Consider the following 20,616-nt stretch of genomic DNA (forward strand, 5'->3'; position numbering starts at 1 on the left):
CTGGGTGAATTGCTGGGACTTCCTAAAGCTTCATCAACCACAACGTAACTGGAAACGGTCGGCGTGAGGGTATGAAAATGATGAGGATGAAACAATGGATAATCAGCAGCCAAGCTCCTGTGAGGAAACTTTGGAGAAGGTTCAACGACTAGAGAACACGGTCTAAGGCAATTGCTATGACTATGAATCTCGTAGGGCAGCAAAAGCTGTTCGAAGTGCCCAGCTCCATGGAAAACGTGGATGAAGATATAGTCTATTCTGTAACTGAAAGGTGCAGTCGCAAAGCAAGCGAACCAACAACCACAAGGAGTTTTACAACTTCTTCGTTAATTTTAAATTATTGAAGAGGACTCTAGCATTGCTAGGGTCTTTTCTGTTGTATTTAAACAAAAGGGAGGGATCAAAGATGGAGTTAGTTGAAAGATATTTAGACAATAAAATTGCTATACTGATTATAGAAACATACTTAGAAGTTGGTGAAGAAAATTTAGATGAAAATATAGATCCTAGGGAGGCCTTACAATATCTTTTATATTGGAATGTGATTCCAGATAACATTTTTCAGGAGTTATACGCTATATTGGAAAATAAATCCGTAACGAGAGTTTCTCATGGAATTTATAACAGATTTCTTAGAAATATTAAAGAGTAAAGTACGGGGTGGTGAGCTACGAAAATTAACTGAAGTTTTTTGTCCTTTTCAAACAGTTGCTATCTTCCTTATTTTAAGGAAGATAGGGAAAGTCGATTGTGCCCCGAATTCCAGCTGATTACGATTAATACACACAAGGAAATACTAAAGCAACTAAGCAAATTCTCTAATGTTTAACTTATAATAACTGAACGTTGAGATATATTATAATCATATATTGAATGTTTGTTCTTGGGCACTAGAAGTTTTTAAGTAACAACCCAACTTAAGCTACTACTTCTACTAGTGGGGTAGTAGCTATTTTCATTGTTAGGGAAGTTCAGAATCTGGTGTTCTTCTGTTAGTATGCTACTGCTTTAAAGTGATAAAGTGAATGTGGGATAATTCCTGTTATTTGGGTATTTGAGTAGGAGCTTACTATTAAACTCATCTTAGGTAGTTAAAATTCAATATCTACTCAATCACATCTAAATGAGAACATTAATTTTGAGATATAAAACATTAAAGACCTCAAATAAATTTGAAGTCTTTAATGTTTTATATCCTATTTATATTTCCCCATTTTTTCGCAACTCCGAAAGTTTATAAACCACGGACCAATATGAACGACCAATACTTTCTGCAATAGATTGATCTGTTTGATTTTGCTTTTTTAGTTTAATTAGAAGCTTTATTTCTTCTTCAGAATATGTTCTTGAACGGTTTGAGCTACTTATAAGCAGATTGTAATTAGGATATAATTGTTTGTATTTGTCCTTCTCTTTCTTTAGTCTGAAATCCCAGTTAGTTTTATAGTACATCGAAGGACAGGTTGCAGTAACTTCTTTTATTTGTTCTAAAAAATTAAAAGTTTCTTTAACAGAGGTTGTTCTTAAAATATAGCCATATCCATCGTTTCTTTTGCATTTCTTAAGATTGATGTTGAAATACTTTTGTATATGTTCCTTTAATATATCCAAATCATTTGGTTTGTAGTTTTGTAGGTAAAGATATATATGTGGTGTAAGAAATATATTTTTCTTTTGATGATTAATACGTTTGGATAATACTAATGATCCGTCGTCCATGTATAAAATAGCAAGAAAATGTTGGAGTGTGCATTGTTTAACCAGTTCATGAGGTATCTGTTTATTACCGTTTAGGTCATAGAACAAAGAATACCAATTAGTAAATAGTTTACAAGATTTGGATCTTAATGTATTACTTCTAGGTGTAATGTATAACAAATCAGGTAGGAAGTTTTGTTTCCATAATCTATAATCCTTTTGTTCAGTACCATAATGTTCACGGTAACTATTATTGATTCTTCGACTGTTGGGATAAATTTTAGTAATTTCACCATCTCCTATTATACTTGCAACTAAAATGTTAAATTGAACTTCATCTAGGTTATACATAATTGTCCCCCTTAAAGTATTTCTTTTATTATATCACGATAAAGGAACATTTGTTCTGTTTTTGGTTAAATTTCTTAGGCAGCACTTAGAAAACTTTTACAAAATAACGAAACAGCTTTAACTATTGGAAAGAAAAATGGACTGGATGACTTGTAAGCTTGTTTGAAAATTATGGTTATGTTTGAATAGTATTGTATAGTATTTAGGTGATGTGGAGAGAATTTCGATTCAATCTTGTAATAGCTACCCTCCGTTATCATTCCATTGCGTTTTTTCAATTTATTTTGTATACTATTAATTGAACAGTGGTTAATAAAATGGAGAGATAGTGAATATGGCGGCTAGAAAAGCAGTGGCAAAAGAATTAACTCGTGACATGATTATGGATGCAGCTAGAGATTTGTTTGTAGAAAAAGGATATCAACAAGTTTCAATGAGACAAATTGCAAAGAAATTGAATTATAGTCATGGAGCAATATACTATCATTTTAAAAACAAGGCAGAATTGTTTTATGCGTTAGTCAAAAATCATTTTCTGATGCTTGATCAGAAAATAGAAGAGATTGTTAATGATGAAGCCTCTAATGAAGAAAAACTAGGGCAGCTTTTTTTCGGGTATATTGAGTTTGGGCTAACACATCAAAATCATTATGAAATTATGTTTTTAACTAAAGACGATGAAGTAAGAAATTTTATTAATGAAAGCCCAATGGTGACATACCAAAAATTTGCCAATCAAGTTAGTAAGCTAAGTGAAAAGCAAATGACCATTCGAGAAATATGGTCAATCTTTATTTCATTGCATGGGTTTGTTACACATTACCTAGGGCATATTACAACATTTGATGAAGTGAAAAGCGCAGCACGGTTTCACGTAAACATGCTTCTACGATGGACGAAAAAATAAGGTACCATACCTTATTTTCAAATAAAATTGACCAGTGGTTAATTAAAGGGAGGAATAAGTAATGAGAAGGGCATTAGTATTAGGGGCTACAGGTGGAATGGGATATTCCATAGTCAATGAATTATCAAGTCGAGGAATAAAAGTTGTGGCCTTTGCACGTAATAAAGAAAAGTTAACACAAATGTTTAAGGCAGACCCCAATATAGTTATTCAATCCGGGGATGTTTTTAATCGAAAACAATTAGAAAATGTTGCAAGTGACGTAGATGTAATCTTTCAAGCTATAAATATTCCATATGGTGATTGGCAATCGAATCTAATACCATTAAATGAAAATGTTATTACCACTGCTAAGAAAGTCTCAGCTAAAGTTGCAATTGTGGATAATATTTATGCCTACGGTAAAAGTAATGGTGATAAAGTATCTGAAACTACTACAAAAAGGCCGAATACAAGAAAAGGGAAATTGCGATTAGATATGGAAAAGTTATATAAAAATTCCGGGGTTCCTTACGTAATAGCGCATTTTCCGGACTTTTACGGGCCATATGCCGAAAACGCGCAACTTAATTATATGATTAGACAAATCGTAGCTGGTAAAAAGGCTAGATTTATAGGAAAACAAGATGTATTACGAGAGCATATTTATACACCTGATGGGGCAAAGGCTATTGTTGAGCTTGCTTTACGTGAGGATTCCTACTGGCAGTGTTGGAATATTCCTGCATATGATGTGATTACAGGAGAGGAAATTATTAAGCTAATTCGCGAAACAACAGGATATACGAAGAAGGTAGGTTTAGTAACCAAAAATATGCTCCGTTTTATCGGATTATTTAATAAGCAGATGCGTGAATTTGTGGAAATGCAGTATTTAAACGAAGATCCTGTTGTTTTAGATGGACGAAAGTTTGAAGAGCATATCGCTCCGATTCCGAAAACACCTTATGATAAAGGATTAAAAAATACTATTAATGTCTACAAGAATGAGGTTTAGAAAAAGATCCGTATTCTATAAAAGTTCAAATATAATTAGATCTATTAAGGTATTTTTTAAGGGAATACATGATAAAGGGTATTCTCTCTTTTCTTTTATGGATTTTTAATAGTGGATTATTAATAAAAAGGTGGGTCTAAAAAAACAAGTCATGAAGTCCATCATGCGGTAATCCACGAAGGTTGGAGTAAAAATGGGAAGCGCATTTCCCTAAAAAATCCACAGGTCAACATGACAACCAAACCAACGAATGATTTTTGGAAAGAAGTCTAGGTGTATACAACTAATCATTATTCCTTAGAAAAATCCATTTCTTAAGTTGTCATTTTTTATTGTATTGCATTACAATAAAAGCATATGGTAGATGTGGTAAACAATAAATATTGTTTTTTCACTAAACGAATCTTCTGAGTGGTTTTATTTTCATCCTTATGATTTATTATCTTTTAAGGAGGGTAAACTCATGAGTACTCCCCAATTTGATAGAAAACTATCATATTCTGATTACTTATTATGGGATGATGAAGAACGTATTGAGATTATTGATGGTATCCCTTACAACATGTCCCCTGCACCTTCTACAAAACATCAGCAGGTATCTATGAATTTGTCTTTTCAACTTATGAATTTCTTTAAAGAGAGAAATTGCCAGGTGTTTGCTGCCCCATTTGATGTACGATTATTTTCTAAAGGGAAAAAGAATGACGAGGTATTTAATGTTGTGCAGCCAGATATTTCTGTTATTTGTGATACAAATAAGCTTGATGACCAAGGATGTATAGGATCACCAGACTTCATTATTGAAATTCTTTCACCTTCAAGTGTAAAAATGGACAAAATAGTGAAAAGGAATTTGTATGAGAAGGCAAACGTAAAGGAATATTGGATAGTAGATATACTGAACAAACTTATAGAAGTTTATTATTTGGATAGTAAAAATCAATATGGTAAGCCACTCTTCTTTACGATAGAAGACGATATAAAATCTTATTTTTTTGGAGGACTAGAAATAAACCTTAAAGAAATATTTTGAAATATGGATCCTGTCCCCGTGCTTTTAAGTAGTGCTTGCCACCGCTCGAATAGGGCCATTGACTAGTTTTCAGTTGCTTAAAAAATGATTGTTGTCACAGACATTAGAGTAATAGTAAAAGAGAATCTCCTATTTATGTAGGAAATTCTCTTCTTATATCAACTCATCTGTACATGATGCAAGTGTGCAAACATCCCATCACGTGCAAGTAGTTCTTCATGACTGCCTTCTTCCTCAATTCCATCTTTGCTTACCACCATAATGCGGTCGGAATTCTTGATCGTTGCCAGCCGGTGGGCGATGACTAAGGTTGTACGGTCTTTTGCCAAATCACTTAGTGCTTTTTGAATGATTGTTTCTGTTTCCGTATCTAATGCAGATGTTGCTTCATCTAGGATTAGAATAGGCGGGTTCTTTAAAAACATGCGGGCGATGGCAATCCGCTGTTTCTGGCCACCAGACAGTTTCAAACCACGCTCACCGACCTGTGTTTCGTATCCATCTGGTAATTCCCTAATAAACTCCTCCATATGTGCCTGTCTTGCTGCGGCTTCAATTTCTTCATCTGTCGCATGTAGATTTCCATAGGCGATATTTTCACGAAGGGTACCTGTAAACAAGAAGACATCCTGCTGGACAACACCAATTTGCTGCCGCAATGACTTTTTCGTTATATCACGAATATCGATCCCGTCAATGGTGATGCTACCTCCTGTGACATCATAGAATCTTGGAATCAGCGAGCATATTGTTGTTTTTCCAGCTCCGGAAGATCCTACAAAGGCGATGGTTTGTCCTGCTTTAATGTCAAAGCTCAGCTCGTTCAACACGGGAGCTTGCGTTTTTTCATAACCAAATGTCACATTATGAAAGGAAATGTCTCCTTTTAACGTTTCAACTTCTTTCGCGTTTTCTTTATCTTTCACATCCGGGGAAACGTCCAGTAAATCAACAAAACGCTGAAAGCCAGCCATCCCTTTCGGATACAATTCCAATAACGCGGTGATTTTTTGGATAGGATTGAATAGTACATTAACATATAATACAAAACTGACAAGTCCCCCGTAGGATAGTTGTCCATTAAAGGTTAGCCATGCTCCAACGACAAGGACGAGTAGTGTAATCAGACGCATCAGCATATAGATATTGGAATGGACGAGCGCCATCACTTTATATGCTCCAATTTTTGTTTTTCGAAAACTATTGTTATCTTCTATAAAACGGTCCATTTCAAATGTTTCATTCGTGAAAGATTGGACAACTCTCACGCCAGACACCGCATCCTCCACACGGGCATTAACACCGGCTATCTTCTCATACATCTTCTTCCATGCTTTGTTCATCTTTATATTACTAAAAGCGATAAGGAAAATAAGAATAGGAACGGCAATTAATATAATGAAAGCAAGTAATGGGTTGACGGTAAACATAATAATAAATGTACCGACAAAAGTCATGATAGCAATGAAAAAGTCTTCTGGCCCATGGTGTGCGAGCTCACCGATATCAAATAAATCATTGGTGATGCGGCTCATAATATGTCCAGTTTTGGTATTATCAAAAAATCGGAATGACTGTCGCTGAACATGGCGAAACAAGTCCTCTCGCATGTCTGTTTCGATGTTCACGCCAAGTTTATGACCAAGATACGTTACAATATATTGTAAAAATTTACTTAATAAATAGACGAGCAACAATAAAACACTAACCGTTACAATCAGATTCCAGTCATTCCCTGGTAGCAGTTCGTCAATAAACCACTGTACAGCAATCGGAAATGCCAGTTCCAAAATCGCAACAATGACTGCAGCTGTAAAATCTATAATAAATAACCGCTTATGCGGCTTGTAATACGAGAAAAAACGGCGTAGCAAACAACACACTTCCTTTTCTTTAATCTATAAAACTAAGATTATGCTTAGTTTTTATTAGTTTTAATTATAATGGCTTTACCTTTGATCTGTACCATTTTCATTGAAAGGCTGGACACTATATTTCTATTTAACTATTTAATCGTATCAAACCCGCTATTAACCTTCTTTCTGCTCCGATTATACATAATGACAGAAAAAGAGAAGAAAAGCAATATGGAGAGTTACTCCTATAAGATTGACCTAAACTGTAAGATGTCGTTGTGGGATAAGGGGAAGGACTAGCCCAAATGTTTCCTATCCCCATTTTTCCTGCAATTGCTTAATCTCCTTCTCATGCGGCACTACTTCTTTAGGAGTTTCCAAAATAAAGGGAATTCCTTTCAACTTAGGGGTTTTCATTAATTGATCAAATTGGTCTTCTTTAATGTACCCACCTTGAAAAATAGGAGCGTGACGATCTTTTCCTTCTCCGCTTGGATACTTGGAATTGTTAAGATGAATAACTTTTAGTTCATCAAAATAGCCTAAGTCCTTTCCTTTTTGAATAACTTCCGCCCAATTATCTCCATTCCATAAACCACAAGAAAAGGCATGACATGTATCCAAACAAAATCCAATCTTTTCTGGGTAATCACAAAGTTTTCGAATTTGTACGAGCTCTTCTAATGTCGTACCAATTGTTCCTGGCACTCCTGCGTTGTTTTCTAGCAATACTTTAGCCTGTCCATTCCACTCGGATAAAACTTCATTAAGTACTTCGATCATTAATTGATAGCTTTCGATTAACGTTTTGTTTTTAAGGTGTTTACCAAAATGAACAACTGCACCTATCGAACCACAGGCTTCTGTTATTTCCAAATCATTTAAGAGGGAACGGATAACCTGCTCACGCTTTTTCGCGTCATGGGGAGTTATACTCGTTGGATATGGTGTATGGCTGACAGATAAAATATTATTTTCATCACAAAACGTTTTACATAAAGCAGCATCATCTTGATTAAAGTCTTTGATGGACAGACTTCGTGGGTTTTTCGGGAAATATTGAAATGCTGCAGCCCCCATTTTGAATGCCTTTTTTGCTGCTCCTAAATATCCGTCTCCAATGGAAAGATGACAACCAAATTTCATATCTATTCTCCTTGTTTAATGCTGGCAGTTGTTACAAAAGTATGTTTTTCGTGATGATATTTCTTTTTGGACAATGGGTGCATGACATCGTGGACATGCTTCTCCTTCCCGGTTATGAACGAACATTTGATAACCACCTGTTTTATTATCTTCCTTATAAAGGGGATCCATGTACCCACCTTGCTGGATGCCAAGGTGAAGGATATATCGCATTGACTCGTATAGGTTGTTAATCTGAGCTACATCTAAATCTGGTATGTTTTTATCTGGCAATAATTGTGCATGCCAAAGAATTTCATCGGAGTAACGATTTCCGATACCGGCTATAAACTCCTGATTTAGCAGTGTAGATTTTAGTTTGCCTCTTTTGTTATTCATCATGTCCCTAAATAAATCCAAAGAAAAATTAGGATTAAGTGGTTCAAATCCAATGTCTTGAAATTCCTGGTCAACCATTTCTTGTGATAAAAGATGCAAGTAACCAAGCCTAAGACCTATAAAATAAAGATGCTGATTTCCAAAAGATAACCGCACTTGTACCGTCCGATCTGGCTTATCATGTCCATCTCCGTAGAACATTTTTCCACCTAGCATAAGATGTAAAAGTAAACATGACCCATTTTGAAGCTTAAATATTAAATACTTTGCCCGTCTTTGAATGGTTTTTAGTTTCTGGTTTTCTACTTGAGCTTTAAATTGGTTGATTGGAACATTAATGGATTTTTCGCGATTAATCGTTACTTCTGTGATCTTTTTGCCGCCAATTAATGGTTGTAGTAAAGATTTGTACGTTTCCATCTCGGGTAATTCTGGCATAATCGGACTCCTCCAACATTTTGTGTACCACCATTATTCCCTCGATATGGATAAGTTATGAGTGGACCTAATCTCGAATAGACAACTCTAGCTAAGCTCTATTGGTTTGCCAGTCATGATGATTGCCATTGGTTTAGCTATTGCAGGTGTAAGCCCGATACTTTTATCGATAAGCAAAATCCAGTAGTAGCAGCACTCCTATGTAAAATGGGATTAAACCCAGCAAAGATGGAGTTAATTTATGGATTTTTCGAAACTTACCTGAAGTTAAACGAAAAGGGGAAAAACAAATGAATGAGGAAGTTGCGAAATTACCAAAAGAAGAAGCGGATCGCTTTCTAGAATTACCTAATTCTTATTTGGAAATGGGGATTGAAATAGGTAAAGAAAACGAACGAGAAAAAGTAGTTCAAAACATGCTGAAAAAGGTCCTGCCCGTTGAACAAATTGCGGAATTATCGGGAATAAGTGTAAAAAATGGATTAAGATAAAAGAAAAGTTGAATGGTGGAAATTAGGTAAGATGGAGATAGTGTATATTAATGTTGCTTATAAAATGTACAAAGAGCAAATGGTCATATTAATGTGGTTTTGATATTGAGATAGAACTCTTTACCCCTTTGGATTTTGTCTAAAGGTTTACAGCCACTTAAAATAGGGGCCGAATTGCCTTTATAGGAAAAATTGCACTTTCTTAAGTTGTTATATTTTAATGACATGCATTAAAATAAAAGAAAATCGAGGTGGTCCTGTTAAAATGGTATTCACCTTAACAAAAAAAGAATCCGTCTTGAACATTTTTTCAAAACGGATTCTTTTTTATAGTTACTGAACATTACTTAAAGCCTTCTTTTCTTGTTCCTGATGACCTTCTTCATACTCTATCGTAAAACCTGTGAATCCATAAATAATAGCGAAGATTGGACTTAAAAGGCATAAAAAAGCGAACGGTGCATAGCTAAGGGCACTGACTCCCAGTGTTGCAAACATAAAGGCACCACAGGTATTCCAAGGGACAAGTGGGGATGTCATGGTTCCGGCGTCTTCCACAGTTCGTGATAGATTTTTTAGCTTGAGCCCTCTTCTTTTATATTCTGCTGCATACATTCTTGCAGGAATAATGATGGATAGGTATTGGTCACAGCCAACAATATTGGAGGCGATCGATGTTCCGACTGTTGTTGTAATAAGACTTCCAGTAGATTTTACTAGGTTCATTAGGCTTTCTACAATAACGGCGAAAAATCCTGCTATTTCCAATATTCCTCCAAAGCTCATGGCGATTAGAATTAATGATACAGTCCATAGCATGGCTTCTACACCACCATTATTCAGTAGATTATTTAAAACCTCCATATCTGTTTCGATAGAGTATCCATAATACATGGTTGTAAGGGTCTCTTCAATAGATATCCCTTGTACGAGAATTGCGCAAACAGCTCCCATAAGTGAACCGATGGCTAGTGCTGGCATGGCTGGCATTTTACGGATCATCATCATGATAACGATTGCAGGCACAACGAGAAGCCATGGAGATAGATTATAGATTTGTGATAGATTTTCCTGAAGAAGTGCAACTTGTTCGATATCTGATCCCTCTCCAGATGAAAAGAAACCTAAAATGAAGTATATGATTAATGAGATAATTAATGATGGAATGGTGGTGTATAACATATGTTTAATGTGCTCGAAAAGTTCAGAACCAGCAACTCCCGGCGCAAGATTCGTTGTTTCAGATAGCGGAGATATTTTGTCTCCAAAGTAGACACCAGAAATGACGGCACCAGCTGCCATAGCAGGGTTAACCCCTAGTCCTTCTGAAACCCCCATAAGTGCAATTCCTATGGTACCCGCGGCAGTCCAAGCATTTCCTGATGCAAGTGCAACAATACAAGAAATTAGACAGGCTGCAAATAGAAAATAGGTTGGTGACAGAATTTCCAGCCCATAGTAAATCATTGTCGGAACAATACCGCCTGCAATCCATGTTCCGATTATGATACCGATTACAAGTAAAATTAAAATAGCTTGTAATGATAAACTAACTCCTTTAATTATTCCTCTTTCTAACGTGTTCCAAGAATATCCTAAAGAAAGTGCAGTAATGGATGCAACAATGGCACTTAAGAATAAAGGAATATGTGGATCAGTTTTATAGATTCCAATCCCGACTATTAGAGCAATGACCATAAAGATAATCGGAATCAATGCTACATAAAGCGTGGGCTTTTTTTGTGTTTCTGAATTCATCTTCGTTCCCCCTCGTAAATTTTCCTATACAGTTTTCTTGCAAAAAGTATGCCAAATTCAAATTTATTAGTGTTATTTGTAAGCGGTTTCCGATGGTTGTGATAAAATACTAAATATAACGAATAATATATTTGTAAACATAACTTCAAATAATATGATTTTTCTGTTAATGTTTATGCAAGAAAGCATAGCTATTCACTTTTGAATAAATGAAGATACTTTTCATTTTATGTACAAGAAATGGGGGACTGTACAAAATGTTCGAAGCCATTCAAAGTAAATTAAAGCCGATAATCGTCATACCGGAAAATCAGAAAATAAAGGAAAAACTCATCGATGATCAAAGTGATTATGTCTTCTTGGAAAGGAATCATGAGCTTTATGCTTATGTTTATACAAAAGAGGTGCAATATGATGCGAATTGGGAAGAAATCCAATCCTATGCAAATCCGATAGAAGAACTAGTTATTTTTCATGAAGGAAAAGATCTCTCTTTCCCCTTTATTTTCCAAGTGTTAGGGCAACCTATTATTTTGGTTAAAGATAGAAATAGTAAGTTGATTGGCTATATTCATCGGGAGGATATTCTTATTGAGTTGCTTAAAAGAGAGAACCAGAATGGGGATTTTATAAAGCTTTTATTAACTTCGATACCGTTAGGAATGTTCATTGTTGATCGGGATAATAAAATTGTAAATTATAATGATTCTGGGTTGAAAATGATTCGCAGTCAAAAAGAAGATGTTCTTGGTGCCGATGCTAGGTTCATATTTTCGGAGGAGCATTTAAATAGTGTTTTTTTAACAGGGAAAACCATGCTAAACCAAATTCACATTACAGATGAAATGGGGGTGCTAGTCGATTACAGCCCTGTTATGGTCCGAGACGGTGAAAAGGAAAAAGTGGACGGGGCGGTCATTATTGTCCAGGATTTACCGATGGTCGAAGAAATGGCTGTGGAAATGGATTTTGTCAAAAACCTAAATCACGATCTAAATGCTATTCTGGCTACAATTTATGATGAAATTCTCATTGTGAATGGTGAAGGAGAGCTTATTCGTCATAGTGAAAATTATATTTCTGATTTTTGGAGAATCGATTTAAAGGAATTGATTGGAAGAAGTTTACTTGATTTAGAACAGGCAGGCTTGTTTACTCCATCCGTTACGAGACTAGTAATGGAGAAAAGGGAAAAAGTTTCGGTAGTTCAAGAGACGGATTCCGGATTGAAAATCTTATCCATCGGGAATCCAATATTTAACGAAGACGGAGAACTTCTTCGGATTGTGATTGCTTCAAGGGATATTACAGAACATACGAAGCTAAAGTCGGAGCTTGAGAAGACAAAAGAAAAGTCAGATAAATATAAGGAAGAATTAAATCATTTGAAAAATAAAGAAAGTCCTTCCGATCGTATTATCTATAGCAGTCAAAAAATGGAAAAGATCATCATGCAAATTGAAAAGCTAGCCAAATTCTCCTCCACTGTACTTATTCAGGGAGAATCCGGCGTTGGTAAGGAATTGATTGCAAAGGAAGTCCATAAACGTGGAAGCCGGTCAAAGAATACTTTCCTTACGATAAATTGTGGGGCTATACCTGAAAATTTGTTGGAAAGTGAATTGTTTGGCTATACGAAAGGTGCTTTTACGGGTGCGGATAACAACGGGAAAATCGGTTATTTTCAAAGGGCGAATGGTGGAATTTTATTTCTTGATGAGATTGGAGAAATTTCTCAGCAGTTGCAAGTGAAGTTATTACGTGTCCTTCAAGAAAATGAGGTTGTTCCAATTGGTAGTACCGATCCGGTTCCAATTGATGTGCAAATTATCGCAGCAACCAATAAGAATTTAGAGAAAATGGTAGAGGAAGGAACCTTTAGGGAGGATTTGTATTATAGGATTAATGTTATTCCACTAAACGTTCCGCCGTTAAGGGAGCGTCCAGAAGATGTTCCTTTACTTGCTCATCATTTTATTCAAAAGCTAAATAAAAAGTATCAGAAGAAATATCATTTTTCACCAGATGCACTTAGTCTACTAGAGTTATATGCTTGGCCGGGGAATATCAGAGAGTTGCAGAATTTAATTGAGCGGTTATTTATTACAGCGGAGGATGATGTGATTACTTCTGATGTTGTGAGTCAATTTTTACGGTTCGATGTTTCTGGTAAGTCTAAACCAATGATTACGGGGATAATGCCGCTCCAGAAAGCGCAAGAATATGTAGAGGAACAATTAATTACACTGGCAATCCAGCAGTATAAAACAACAACTAAAGCGGCTAGGGCACTAGGAATAAGTCAATCTGCAGTTAGTCGTAAATATAAGAAGATTCAGGAACGTAAGAATCAATCAAGACCTGTCTAATGAATGCATACCGTTATGCTTCACTGCATAATGGTATGCATTTTTACATAATAAAGAGTATTTATAATAGTAGGAAAAGGCATGTTTTTTAAAAGAAAAAGTTTTTAAATACCAATTAATTGGTATTTGAGAAGGTTTTAAAGAAAAAACACCTTCTGTTGGCATAGTTTTTGCATATATAAATGTGAGATGGACTTTATCAAGCAATAAAAATTGGGAGGTTTTTATATTATGACTACTAGAAATATACAAACTACAACAGATAAAACGGCTAGATTAGTAGAATGGGATAAGAAACATTATATCCATCCAACTACTTCAGCAAAAGCCCAAGCTACAGATGGATCGCCTCTTATTTTTTCAAGTGGCAATGGTGTTTATGCTACAAGTACAGATGGAGAAAGATATTTAGATGGTCTAGCAATGTTATGGAACGTGAATTTAGGACATGGAAATAAAGAACTTGCTCAAGCAGCTTATGATCAAATGATGAACATGGCTTATTCTTCTTCGTTTAAAGGATATTCCAATGAGCCTGCAATTGAACTTTCAAAGAAGTTGGCAGAAATTGCTCCAGGGGATTTAAACTCAGTCTTTTATACTTCAGGTGGATCAGAATCAAATGATACCGCCTTCAAATTGTCTAGATTTTACTGGGAATTAAAAGGGAAGCCATCTAAGAGAAAAATTATAGCTCTTCATAATGCATATCACGGTGTAACAGTTGCAGCGCAAACTGCTACGGGAATTCCTGCATTTCATAATTTTGCTGGATCTAATATTGGTGAGGTGTACCATGCGAAGGCCCATCTGACTAATTGTGAGTTAGGGGATAAGAGTGATCCGAATTATGAAGGTTCCATTCGAGGTATTATAGAAAAAGAAGGTGCGGATACTATTGCGGCTGTCATTTTGGAACCAGTACAAGGGTCTGGCGGGGTTCATATACCACCAGAAGGTTACATTCAAGCAGTTCGCAAGCTTTGTGACGAATTTGGTATTTTGATGATTGCAGATGAAGTGATTTGTGGCTTTGGCCGTACAGGAAAGATGTTTGCAGTAGATCATTGGGATGTAGTTCCAGACCTAATGAGTATGGCTAAAGGGATTTCAAGCGGCTATTCGCAATTAGGTGGCGTGATGTTACGTGATGAAATTCGCAATACGCTCGTACAGTATGATGGAGTATTAAGTCATGGATTCACGTATAGCGGACATCCAACAGCATGTGCAGTTGCCTTGAAAAATATTGAAATCCTTGAACGAGACCATATCATTGAGCATGTTCAGGCGATGGAAAAAGTGCTGAAAGATGGATTCCGTTATTTAGAAGATAAGCATAAGCATGTCACAAATACGAGATCACTTGGCTTATTAGCAGCAATTGAGCTATATGAGGATCCAGAAACTAATACTTTATTTGATGATGCTGTTCAACCAGCAACGGTAGTGGTGGATGAATGTTTCGACCGCAAATTGATTCTTCGTACCTTGGGGTCGCACCGAGAAATCATTGCCATAGCACCACCACTTATTATTAATAAACAGGAAATAGAAGAGATGATTGGAATTATTGATGATTCGATTACAGCATTTGTGAAAAAATTAGGTTAGTGATTATAGATGGGAGGAATGAATAATTCTTCCCATTATGAAAGAAAGAGGAGTGAATCATGATTAAACGACTAGAACTTCGGGGGTCTTCAAAAGAAATAGGAAAAGCACATGGGAGCGAGGGGAAGGAACAAGTCTTTCAAAGTCTTGAAACCTATGAAAAATTGTTCCATGGTTATCAGGGAATTAGCTGGAAAGAAGCCAGAGAACGAGCACTACCTCATTTAAAGGCGATTGAAAGCTATGATGCAGAAATGATAGAAGAAATGGAAGGGATTGCAATTGGCGCGGGGGTAGACTTTGAGGATATTCTTGCTCTTAATGCGCGCAGTGAAATAGCCCTTGCTGGATATAAGGGAACCTCCTTTTCTGATGGCTGTACGGCAATTGGGGTTATGCCACCAGCGGCATCCGAGACCATCATTGGACAAAACTGGGATTGGAAAGGTCGGCAGAAGGAAAGCTTGCTGCTATTGGATATCCACAGTGAAAATAAACCTAGCATAAAAATGGTAACGGAAGGCGGCATTATTGGAAAAATTGGCTTTAACTCTGCAGGTGTTGGGGTTTGTTTTAATGCCTTAATAACAGATAAAAAATCTGATGCCATTCCAATTCATTTGGGTTTACGCGCGGTTCTGAATTCTCATTCGTTACCGGAGGCAATTTCAAAAATAAAAGGAGAACAAATGGCTTCTGCTGCTAGTTTTTTAATTGGAAGTGATGACGGTAATGGAAATGGAATGGCTGTAAATGGAGAGGTATCCCCGTTTGGAATGGATTATGTGACAGAGAATAATGGTACATTGGTACATACAAATCATATTTGTTCAAACGTTGTCAAAGAACACTTAAAAGATATGAATGAATTTCGTCAGGATGATTCCATGCTGCGTAAGTTTCGAGCGGAGCAGCTGATTCAAATAGCGAGGGCTTCAAATCAAACACTTGATGAGGAATTATTTAAAACTTGGCTAGCAGACACATACAATAAGCCAAATTCCATCAATCATTTTCCAAATCATATGGCACCAGAACATCGACAAATGGAAACGGTCTTCTCGATTATTATGAATCTATCAAAACGAAAAATGTTCTTATGTGTTGGAAAACCATCAGAAAGTCAATTTGAAGAAATTTTGTGAGGTGAAGAGAAATGGTCTATATCAATGGAGCATGGAGAGAGTCCAATCAAACAATAGATGTAATCAACCCTGCAACAGGTGAAGTAATAGAAGCAGTTGCATCCGTAGGACAAAAGGAAACAAAGGAAGCCATTCAATCAGCGAAAGAGGCATTTAAATCATGGAAGAAAGAAACTGGTGAAAAACGAGGCGAATATCTTGCGAAGGTTGTAGAACTGATGAAAGAACGTCAAGCTGAATTAGCAGAAACCATTACGAAAGAAAATGGAAAACCATTAGTAGATGCAACTGGTGAGGTAATTAGTGGGATCAAGTACTTAGAATGGTATGCCGAAGAAGCAAAAAGAGTTTATGGAGACACAGTTCCTGCTTCCCATCCTGACAAGCGTATTTTAGTACTTCGCCAGCCAGTCGGGGTTGCAGCAGCAATCACACCTTGGAATTTCCCATTTTCAATGATTACGCGTAAGCTTGCACCAGCTCTTGCAGCAGGATGTACTGTCGTTTTAAAACCAGCACCAGCGACACCGCTATCAGCAATAAAGGTTTTTGAATGCTTTCATGAGGCCGGAATACCAAAAGGTGTAGTGAATCTTGTTATCGGGCCAGCAGAAGAGATTGGTGCAGAAATGACCAGTAATCCGGATGTTCGAAAAATTACATTTACAGGCTCAACAGCTGTTGGAAAAAAACTGCTTCGTGACAGTGCTGACACAGTCAAGAAAGTATCCATGGAATTGGGAGGTCATGCCCCATTAATCGTATTTGAAGATGCAGACATTGAAATGGCGGTAGAAGGCGTATTGGCATCAAAGTTCAGAAATGCTGGTCAGACATGTATCAGTACGAATCGGGTTTATGTTGCAGAAAATATTGCAGAGGAATTCGGTAAAAAACTTGCTGAAAAAGTAGCACATCTACAGGTTGGTAATGGAATGGAAGAAGGTACAGATGTTGGTCCGCTTATTAATAAGCACGCATTGGAGAAAGTTGAAACCCATGTACAGGATGCTGTTAACCATGGCGGCAAGGTGTTAAGTGGCGGAAAAGTTTATTCGAATCATGAGGGTCAAGGATATTTTTATGAACCAACGGTAATTCAAGGTGCCACTGAATCGATGAAGATAGCAGAGGAGGAAACATTTGGTCCTGTAGCGCCTATCTTTCCATTTAAAACCGAAGAAGAAGTGATTGAAAAGGCGAATCACGTTACCTATGGTTTGGCAGGTTATTGCTTTACGAAAGATTTAAGTCGTGGATTCCGTATGATGGAAGAACTTGAATACGGGATTGTAGGGATTAATGATGCTGCACCTATTACTGTCCAAGCGCCATTTGGCGGAGTGAAGGAAAGTGGTATGGGGAGAGAAGGCGGAAAGTATGGCCTTGATGATTATTTGGAAGAGAAACTTGTTTCAGTAAATACAAAATAAGACAGAGGAAGAGGAATGCATTTTTAAAGGAGTGAAGAGGACACATGGCAAATGAAGACACTGCAGAATTTGAGAAAAAATTGATTGTACGAAACACAAGATATGAAGATATAGAAGGTATTATAAAAATGAATCAGCTTGGCTTTGGAAATCCTGAAATAGCATTTAAACGGGAACATTTTGAAAGCCAACTGTCGATTTTTCCAGAAGGTCAAGTGTGTATTGAATATGAAGGCGAGATCATTGGCTCTTGTTCCAGTATTATTGTAAATTTTGATGATTATGGGGTGAATCATACGTTTAGTCAGATTGCGGATGATGGTTTTATCCGCAATCACAATCCAAATGGGGAAAATTTATACGGAATTGAAGTCGTTGTTCATCCTGATTACCGACATATGAAAATCGGACGCCGCTTGTATGAGGCGCGGCGGGAAATTTGCCGTAAGTTTAATTTGAAGAGTATTTTGTTTGGGGGACGTATACCGAATTATCATAATTATGCGAATCGCCTCACCGCGGAACAATATGTGGAACAGGTGATCAAACGGAATTTATATGATCCTGTACTAACCTTTCAGTTAATGAATGATTTTGAACTGATAAAAGTAATGCCAAACTATTTAGCTAAAGATGAGGCATCATTGGAATATGCCACATTGATGGAATGGAAAAATCCAGAATATATTGCGGATACGAATCAAAGGTATCAAAAATCTTTACCAGTACGAATTACGGCGGTTCAATACAATATAAATCCGATTTCATCCTTTGAGGAATTTGCGGCACAGTGTGAGTACTATGTGAATGCCAGTTCGAAAATACGTTCCGACATCATTGTTTTTCCTGAGGCATTTACCATGCAGCTTCAATCCTACCTTAATGAAAAGGTCCCAAGTAAACAGGTACGTCAATTAACATCGCACCTCGATGAATATAAAGAACTCTTTTCTGATTTGGCTATTCGTTACAGTATTAACATTGTTGCGGGTTCTAATTTTGTTCAAAAAGATGATTCTCTCTACCATGCAGCTTTTTTATTTCATCGAAACGGGAAGGTAGATAAACAGTACAAACTGCATATTTCTCCTTATGAGAAAAAGTGGTGGGGCATCCATCCTGGGAATGAATTAAACGTATTTGATACGGATTGTGGAAAAATTAGCATACTCTTAGGATACGATGTACTGTTTCCTGAAGCAGCTCGAATGGCGGTAGACCGTGGAGCAGATATCTTGGTTACACCATTCACGGCTCCTGATAAACAAGAATCATTAAGAATGAAACACTGTGCACAAGCAAGAGCTATAGAAAATCAAGTTTTTGTCGTTACGGCTGGTTCTACAGGAAATCTAACGCAAGTGCATCATATGAATAGTCAAAATGCACAATCCGGAATCTATTCACCAATTGATTATGATTTATCGGAGAATGGTGTGGTTAGCGAGTGTGATCCTAACGTGGAAACAATGGTGGTTGGAAAAGTGGATCTGGAGTTATTGCGACGAAATCGTTTAAATGGTACGGTCACTCCTTTACATGACAGGAGAAGTGATCTTTATCAAATTAAAACGGAAGAAGCGGTAGCAAAGGAAATAACGGTAAAATCATGATTTATTTTAGAAGGGCTGAATGATATATGGATGTGAAACTTAAACGTACATTAACTGTCTTCCCGCTAATTGTATTCGGTTTAGCGTATATGGCTCCAACCACTGTATTTTCCACATATGGTGTTGTTGCTGAAATAACAAGAGGAATGGTGCCAGCAGCATATATTGTTGCGCTAATTGGGATGCTGTTTACCGCTTATAGTTATGGTCAGATGGTAAAGGCTTTTCCAATCTCTGGTTCTGCCTATACTTATTCACAAAAGGCATTTAATTCTCATGTTGGCTTCATAGTGGGATGGGTTATTCTTTTAGATTACCTATTCCTTCCTATGATTAATGGGTTATTAATAGGTATTTATTTAAACGCCTATTTCCCACAGGTACCGTTTCCTGTCTGGTTAATTGCTTTTATCTCGCTCATAACGGTAGTCAATATTGTTGGTGTAAAAGTAGCAACAAAAGTGAATATCCTTCTCATCTCTTGTCAGTTTCTTATTATTGTCCTGTTTTCCATCTTATCCGTTAGAGGTGTTATGAACGGTCTGGGTTCAGGTACTTTATTGATGAGTTCCCCTTTTGTAAATGGAGAAGTTCCATTTGAATTGGTAATGGCAGGGGCTTCGATATTATGTTTGTCTTTTCTTGGTTTTGATGCCGTTACAACATTTGCAGAGGAGACTGTGGATCCTAAAAGGACGCTTCCGAAAGCTATATTTTTAATCGCGATGATTGGTGGAGGATTTTTTATATTAGTTTCTTATGTCAGTCATATTGTATTTCCTAACTTTGGTTCTTTCCAAGATGCAGATTCTGCTGCATTAGAAATTGCGTTTTATATTGGTGGAAACCTATTTCAGTCTATCTTTTTAGCAGGTTATATTACAGGCGGTATAGCTTCTGGTTTATCTTCCCACGCGAGTGTGTCAAGGCTTCTATATGCGATGGGGCGGGACGGTGTATTACCAAAGAAAATATTTGGTTATATCCATCCGAAGTTTCGTACACCGGCTTTAAACTTACTGATTGTAAGCGTATTCACCTTATCTGCACTGTTTGTTGATTTAGTGCAAGCATCTTCTCTTATTAACTTTGGGGCGTTAGTCGCCTTTACGTTTGTTAACTTATCTGTAGTCGTTCATTATTATATCAAAGGCAAACGACGAACGGGAATGGATACAGTGAAATATTTAATATTACCACTTATTGGTGCGGCCTTTACGGCATGGATTTGGACCAGTTTGGATCAACATGCATTTCTATTAGGGCTAGGTTGGTTTGCTATCGGTGTTGTGTTGCTATTGATTATTACGAAGATGTTTACCAAGAAACCACCGGAGCTTTCGATTGATCAAATAGATGATGAGGTAGTTTAAAATTCAAGGAGGGATA

The 20,616-nt window shown here is 36.8% G+C and carries 16 protein-coding genes; 11 read left to right on the forward strand and 5 right to left on the reverse strand.

Annotated features, from left to right (window positions below; all coding sequences use genetic code 11):
• The first annotated feature begins 406 nt into the window (after positions 1–406).
• Complete coding sequence (locus tag MHI02_RS08030) at positions 407–652, forward strand: hypothetical protein (protein ID WP_341165833.1); 246 nt, start codon at positions 407–409, stop codon at positions 650–652.
• Positions 653–1,200: 548 nt separating this feature from the next.
• Here MHI02_RS08030 and MHI02_RS08035 read toward each other — a convergent pair.
• Positions 1,201–2,049 (reverse strand): DNA endonuclease, encoded by an 849-nt coding sequence (locus MHI02_RS08035; RefSeq protein ID WP_047184476.1) that lies wholly within the window; start codon positions 2,047–2,049, stop codon positions 1,201–1,203.
• Positions 2,050–2,383: 334 nt separating this feature from the next.
• Here MHI02_RS08035 and MHI02_RS08040 point away from each other — a divergent pair, with 334 nt between their 5' ends.
• From MHI02_RS08040 to MHI02_RS08050, 3 genes are all read left to right on the forward strand, one after another.
• Positions 2,384–2,956 (forward strand): TetR/AcrR family transcriptional regulator, encoded by a 573-nt coding sequence (locus MHI02_RS08040; RefSeq protein ID WP_047186251.1) that lies wholly within the window; start codon positions 2,384–2,386, stop codon positions 2,954–2,956.
• Positions 2,957–3,017: 61 nt separating this feature from the next.
• Positions 3,018–3,953: an SDR family NAD(P)-dependent oxidoreductase gene (locus tag MHI02_RS08045; RefSeq protein ID WP_047186250.1), complete on the forward strand. Its 936-nt coding sequence runs from the start codon at positions 3,018–3,020 to the stop codon at positions 3,951–3,953.
• A gap of 463 nt (positions 3,954–4,416) precedes the next feature.
• Positions 4,417–4,986 carry a Uma2 family endonuclease gene (locus MHI02_RS08050; protein WP_047186249.1) on the forward strand — a complete coding sequence of 190 codons (570 nt, stop codon included), beginning with the start codon at positions 4,417–4,419 and terminating at the stop codon, positions 4,984–4,986.
• Between the two features lie 158 nt (positions 4,987–5,144).
• On the opposite strand, the gene MHI02_RS08055 is transcribed toward MHI02_RS08050, so the two are convergent.
• From MHI02_RS08055 to MHI02_RS08065, 3 genes are all read right to left on the reverse strand, one after another.
• Positions 5,145–6,860, reverse strand: coding sequence for an ABC transporter ATP-binding protein (locus MHI02_RS08055; protein ID WP_341165834.1), 1,716 nt, complete (start codon positions 6,858–6,860; stop codon positions 5,145–5,147).
• A gap of 294 nt (positions 6,861–7,154) precedes the next feature.
• Positions 7,155–7,988 carry a deoxyribonuclease IV gene (locus tag MHI02_RS08060; protein ID WP_341165835.1) on the reverse strand — a complete coding sequence of 278 codons (834 nt, stop codon included), beginning with the start codon at positions 7,986–7,988 and terminating at the stop codon, positions 7,155–7,157.
• Between the two features lie 15 nt (positions 7,989–8,003).
• Positions 8,004–8,804 carry an Fpg/Nei family DNA glycosylase gene (locus MHI02_RS08065; protein ID WP_341165836.1) on the reverse strand — a complete coding sequence of 267 codons (801 nt, stop codon included), beginning with the start codon at positions 8,802–8,804 and terminating at the stop codon, positions 8,004–8,006.
• A gap of 290 nt (positions 8,805–9,094) precedes the next feature.
• Here MHI02_RS08065 and MHI02_RS08070 point away from each other — a divergent pair, with 290 nt between their 5' ends.
• Complete coding sequence (locus MHI02_RS08070) at positions 9,095–9,295, forward strand: hypothetical protein (protein WP_341165837.1); 201 nt, start codon at positions 9,095–9,097, stop codon at positions 9,293–9,295.
• A gap of 333 nt (positions 9,296–9,628) precedes the next feature.
• Here the strand turns inward: MHI02_RS08070 and nhaC are convergent, their stop codons facing one another.
• The gene (gene nhaC / locus MHI02_RS08075) at positions 9,629–11,053 is read right to left on the reverse strand and encodes a Na+/H+ antiporter NhaC (RefSeq protein WP_341165838.1); all 1,425 of its coding nucleotides are present in this window, start codon (positions 11,051–11,053) and stop codon (positions 9,629–9,631) included.
• Between the two features lie 257 nt (positions 11,054–11,310).
• Between nhaC and MHI02_RS08080 the strand changes: the two genes are divergently transcribed.
• The 6 genes from MHI02_RS08080 to MHI02_RS08105 all read left to right on the forward strand — a co-directional run bounded on the left by MHI02_RS08080 (position 11,311) and on the right by MHI02_RS08105 (position 20,600).
• Positions 11,311–13,422, forward strand: coding sequence for a sigma 54-interacting transcriptional regulator (locus MHI02_RS08080; RefSeq protein ID WP_341165839.1), 2,112 nt, complete (start codon positions 11,311–11,313; stop codon positions 13,420–13,422).
• 231 nt (positions 13,423–13,653) lie between these two features.
• Positions 13,654–15,036: an aminotransferase family protein gene (locus tag MHI02_RS08085; protein WP_341165840.1), complete on the forward strand. Its 1,383-nt coding sequence runs from the start codon at positions 13,654–13,656 to the stop codon at positions 15,034–15,036.
• A 59-nt stretch (positions 15,037–15,095) separates the two neighbouring features.
• The gene (locus MHI02_RS08090; protein WP_047186242.1) at positions 15,096–16,181 is read left to right on the forward strand and encodes a C45 family autoproteolytic acyltransferase/hydolase; all 1,086 of its coding nucleotides are present in this window, start codon (positions 15,096–15,098) and stop codon (positions 16,179–16,181) included.
• Between the two features lie 11 nt (positions 16,182–16,192).
• A complete protein-coding gene (locus MHI02_RS08095) occupies positions 16,193–17,614 on the forward strand; it encodes an NAD-dependent succinate-semialdehyde dehydrogenase (protein ID WP_145543076.1) in 1,422 nt (473 codons plus the stop codon).
• Between the two features lie 44 nt (positions 17,615–17,658).
• Positions 17,659–19,227 (forward strand): bifunctional GNAT family N-acetyltransferase/carbon-nitrogen hydrolase family protein, encoded by a 1,569-nt coding sequence (locus tag MHI02_RS08100; protein WP_047186240.1) that lies wholly within the window; start codon positions 17,659–17,661, stop codon positions 19,225–19,227.
• A gap of 26 nt (positions 19,228–19,253) precedes the next feature.
• Positions 19,254–20,600, forward strand: a complete 1,347-nt coding sequence (locus MHI02_RS08105) for an APC family permease (protein ID WP_047186239.1) — start codon at positions 19,254–19,256, stop codon at positions 20,598–20,600.
• Positions 20,601–20,616: the final 16 nt, after the last annotated feature.

The organism is Oceanobacillus sp. FSL K6-0118 (assembly GCF_038006665.1).
GTDB lineage: Bacteria > Bacillota > Bacilli > Bacillales > Amphibacillaceae > Oceanobacillus > Oceanobacillus caeni.

What these genes read in the sequence shown, in the direction of transcription:
- MHI02_RS08040 (WP_047186251.1), top strand. Translation starts at nt 2,384, where the DNA reads ATGGCGGCTAGAAAAGCAGTGGCAAAAGAATTAACTCGTGACATGATT.
- MHI02_RS08045 (WP_047186250.1), top strand. Translation starts at nt 3,018, where the DNA reads ATGAGAAGGGCATTAGTATTAGGGGCTACAGGTGGAATGGGATATTCC.
- MHI02_RS08090 (WP_047186242.1), top strand. Translation starts at nt 15,096, where the DNA reads ATGATTAAACGACTAGAACTTCGGGGGTCTTCAAAAGAAATAGGAAAA.
- MHI02_RS08035 (WP_047184476.1), bottom strand. Translation starts at nt 2,049, where the DNA reads ATGTATAACCTAGATGAAGTTCAATTTAACATTTTAGTTGCAAGTATA.
- MHI02_RS08105 (WP_047186239.1), top strand. Translation starts at nt 19,254, where the DNA reads ATGGATGTGAAACTTAAACGTACATTAACTGTCTTCCCGCTAATTGTA.
- MHI02_RS08065 (WP_341165836.1), bottom strand. Translation starts at nt 8,804, where the DNA reads ATGCCAGAATTACCCGAGATGGAAACGTACAAATCTTTACTACAACCA.
- MHI02_RS08100 (WP_047186240.1), top strand. Translation starts at nt 17,659, where the DNA reads ATGGCAAATGAAGACACTGCAGAATTTGAGAAAAAATTGATTGTACGA.
- MHI02_RS08030 (WP_341165833.1), top strand. Translation starts at nt 407, where the DNA reads ATGGAGTTAGTTGAAAGATATTTAGACAATAAAATTGCTATACTGATT.
- MHI02_RS08095 (WP_145543076.1), top strand. Translation starts at nt 16,193, where the DNA reads ATGGTCTATATCAATGGAGCATGGAGAGAGTCCAATCAAACAATAGAT.
- MHI02_RS08080 (WP_341165839.1), top strand. Translation starts at nt 11,311, where the DNA reads ATGTTCGAAGCCATTCAAAGTAAATTAAAGCCGATAATCGTCATACCG.
- MHI02_RS08070 (WP_341165837.1), top strand. Translation starts at nt 9,095, where the DNA reads ATGAATGAGGAAGTTGCGAAATTACCAAAAGAAGAAGCGGATCGCTTT.
- MHI02_RS08085 (WP_341165840.1), top strand. Translation starts at nt 13,654, where the DNA reads ATGACTACTAGAAATATACAAACTACAACAGATAAAACGGCTAGATTA.
- nhaC (WP_341165838.1), bottom strand. Translation starts at nt 11,053, where the DNA reads ATGAATTCAGAAACACAAAAAAAGCCCACGCTTTATGTAGCATTGATT.
- MHI02_RS08050 (WP_047186249.1), top strand. Translation starts at nt 4,417, where the DNA reads ATGAGTACTCCCCAATTTGATAGAAAACTATCATATTCTGATTACTTA.
- MHI02_RS08060 (WP_341165835.1), bottom strand. Translation starts at nt 7,988, where the DNA reads ATGAAATTTGGTTGTCATCTTTCCATTGGAGACGGATATTTAGGAGCA.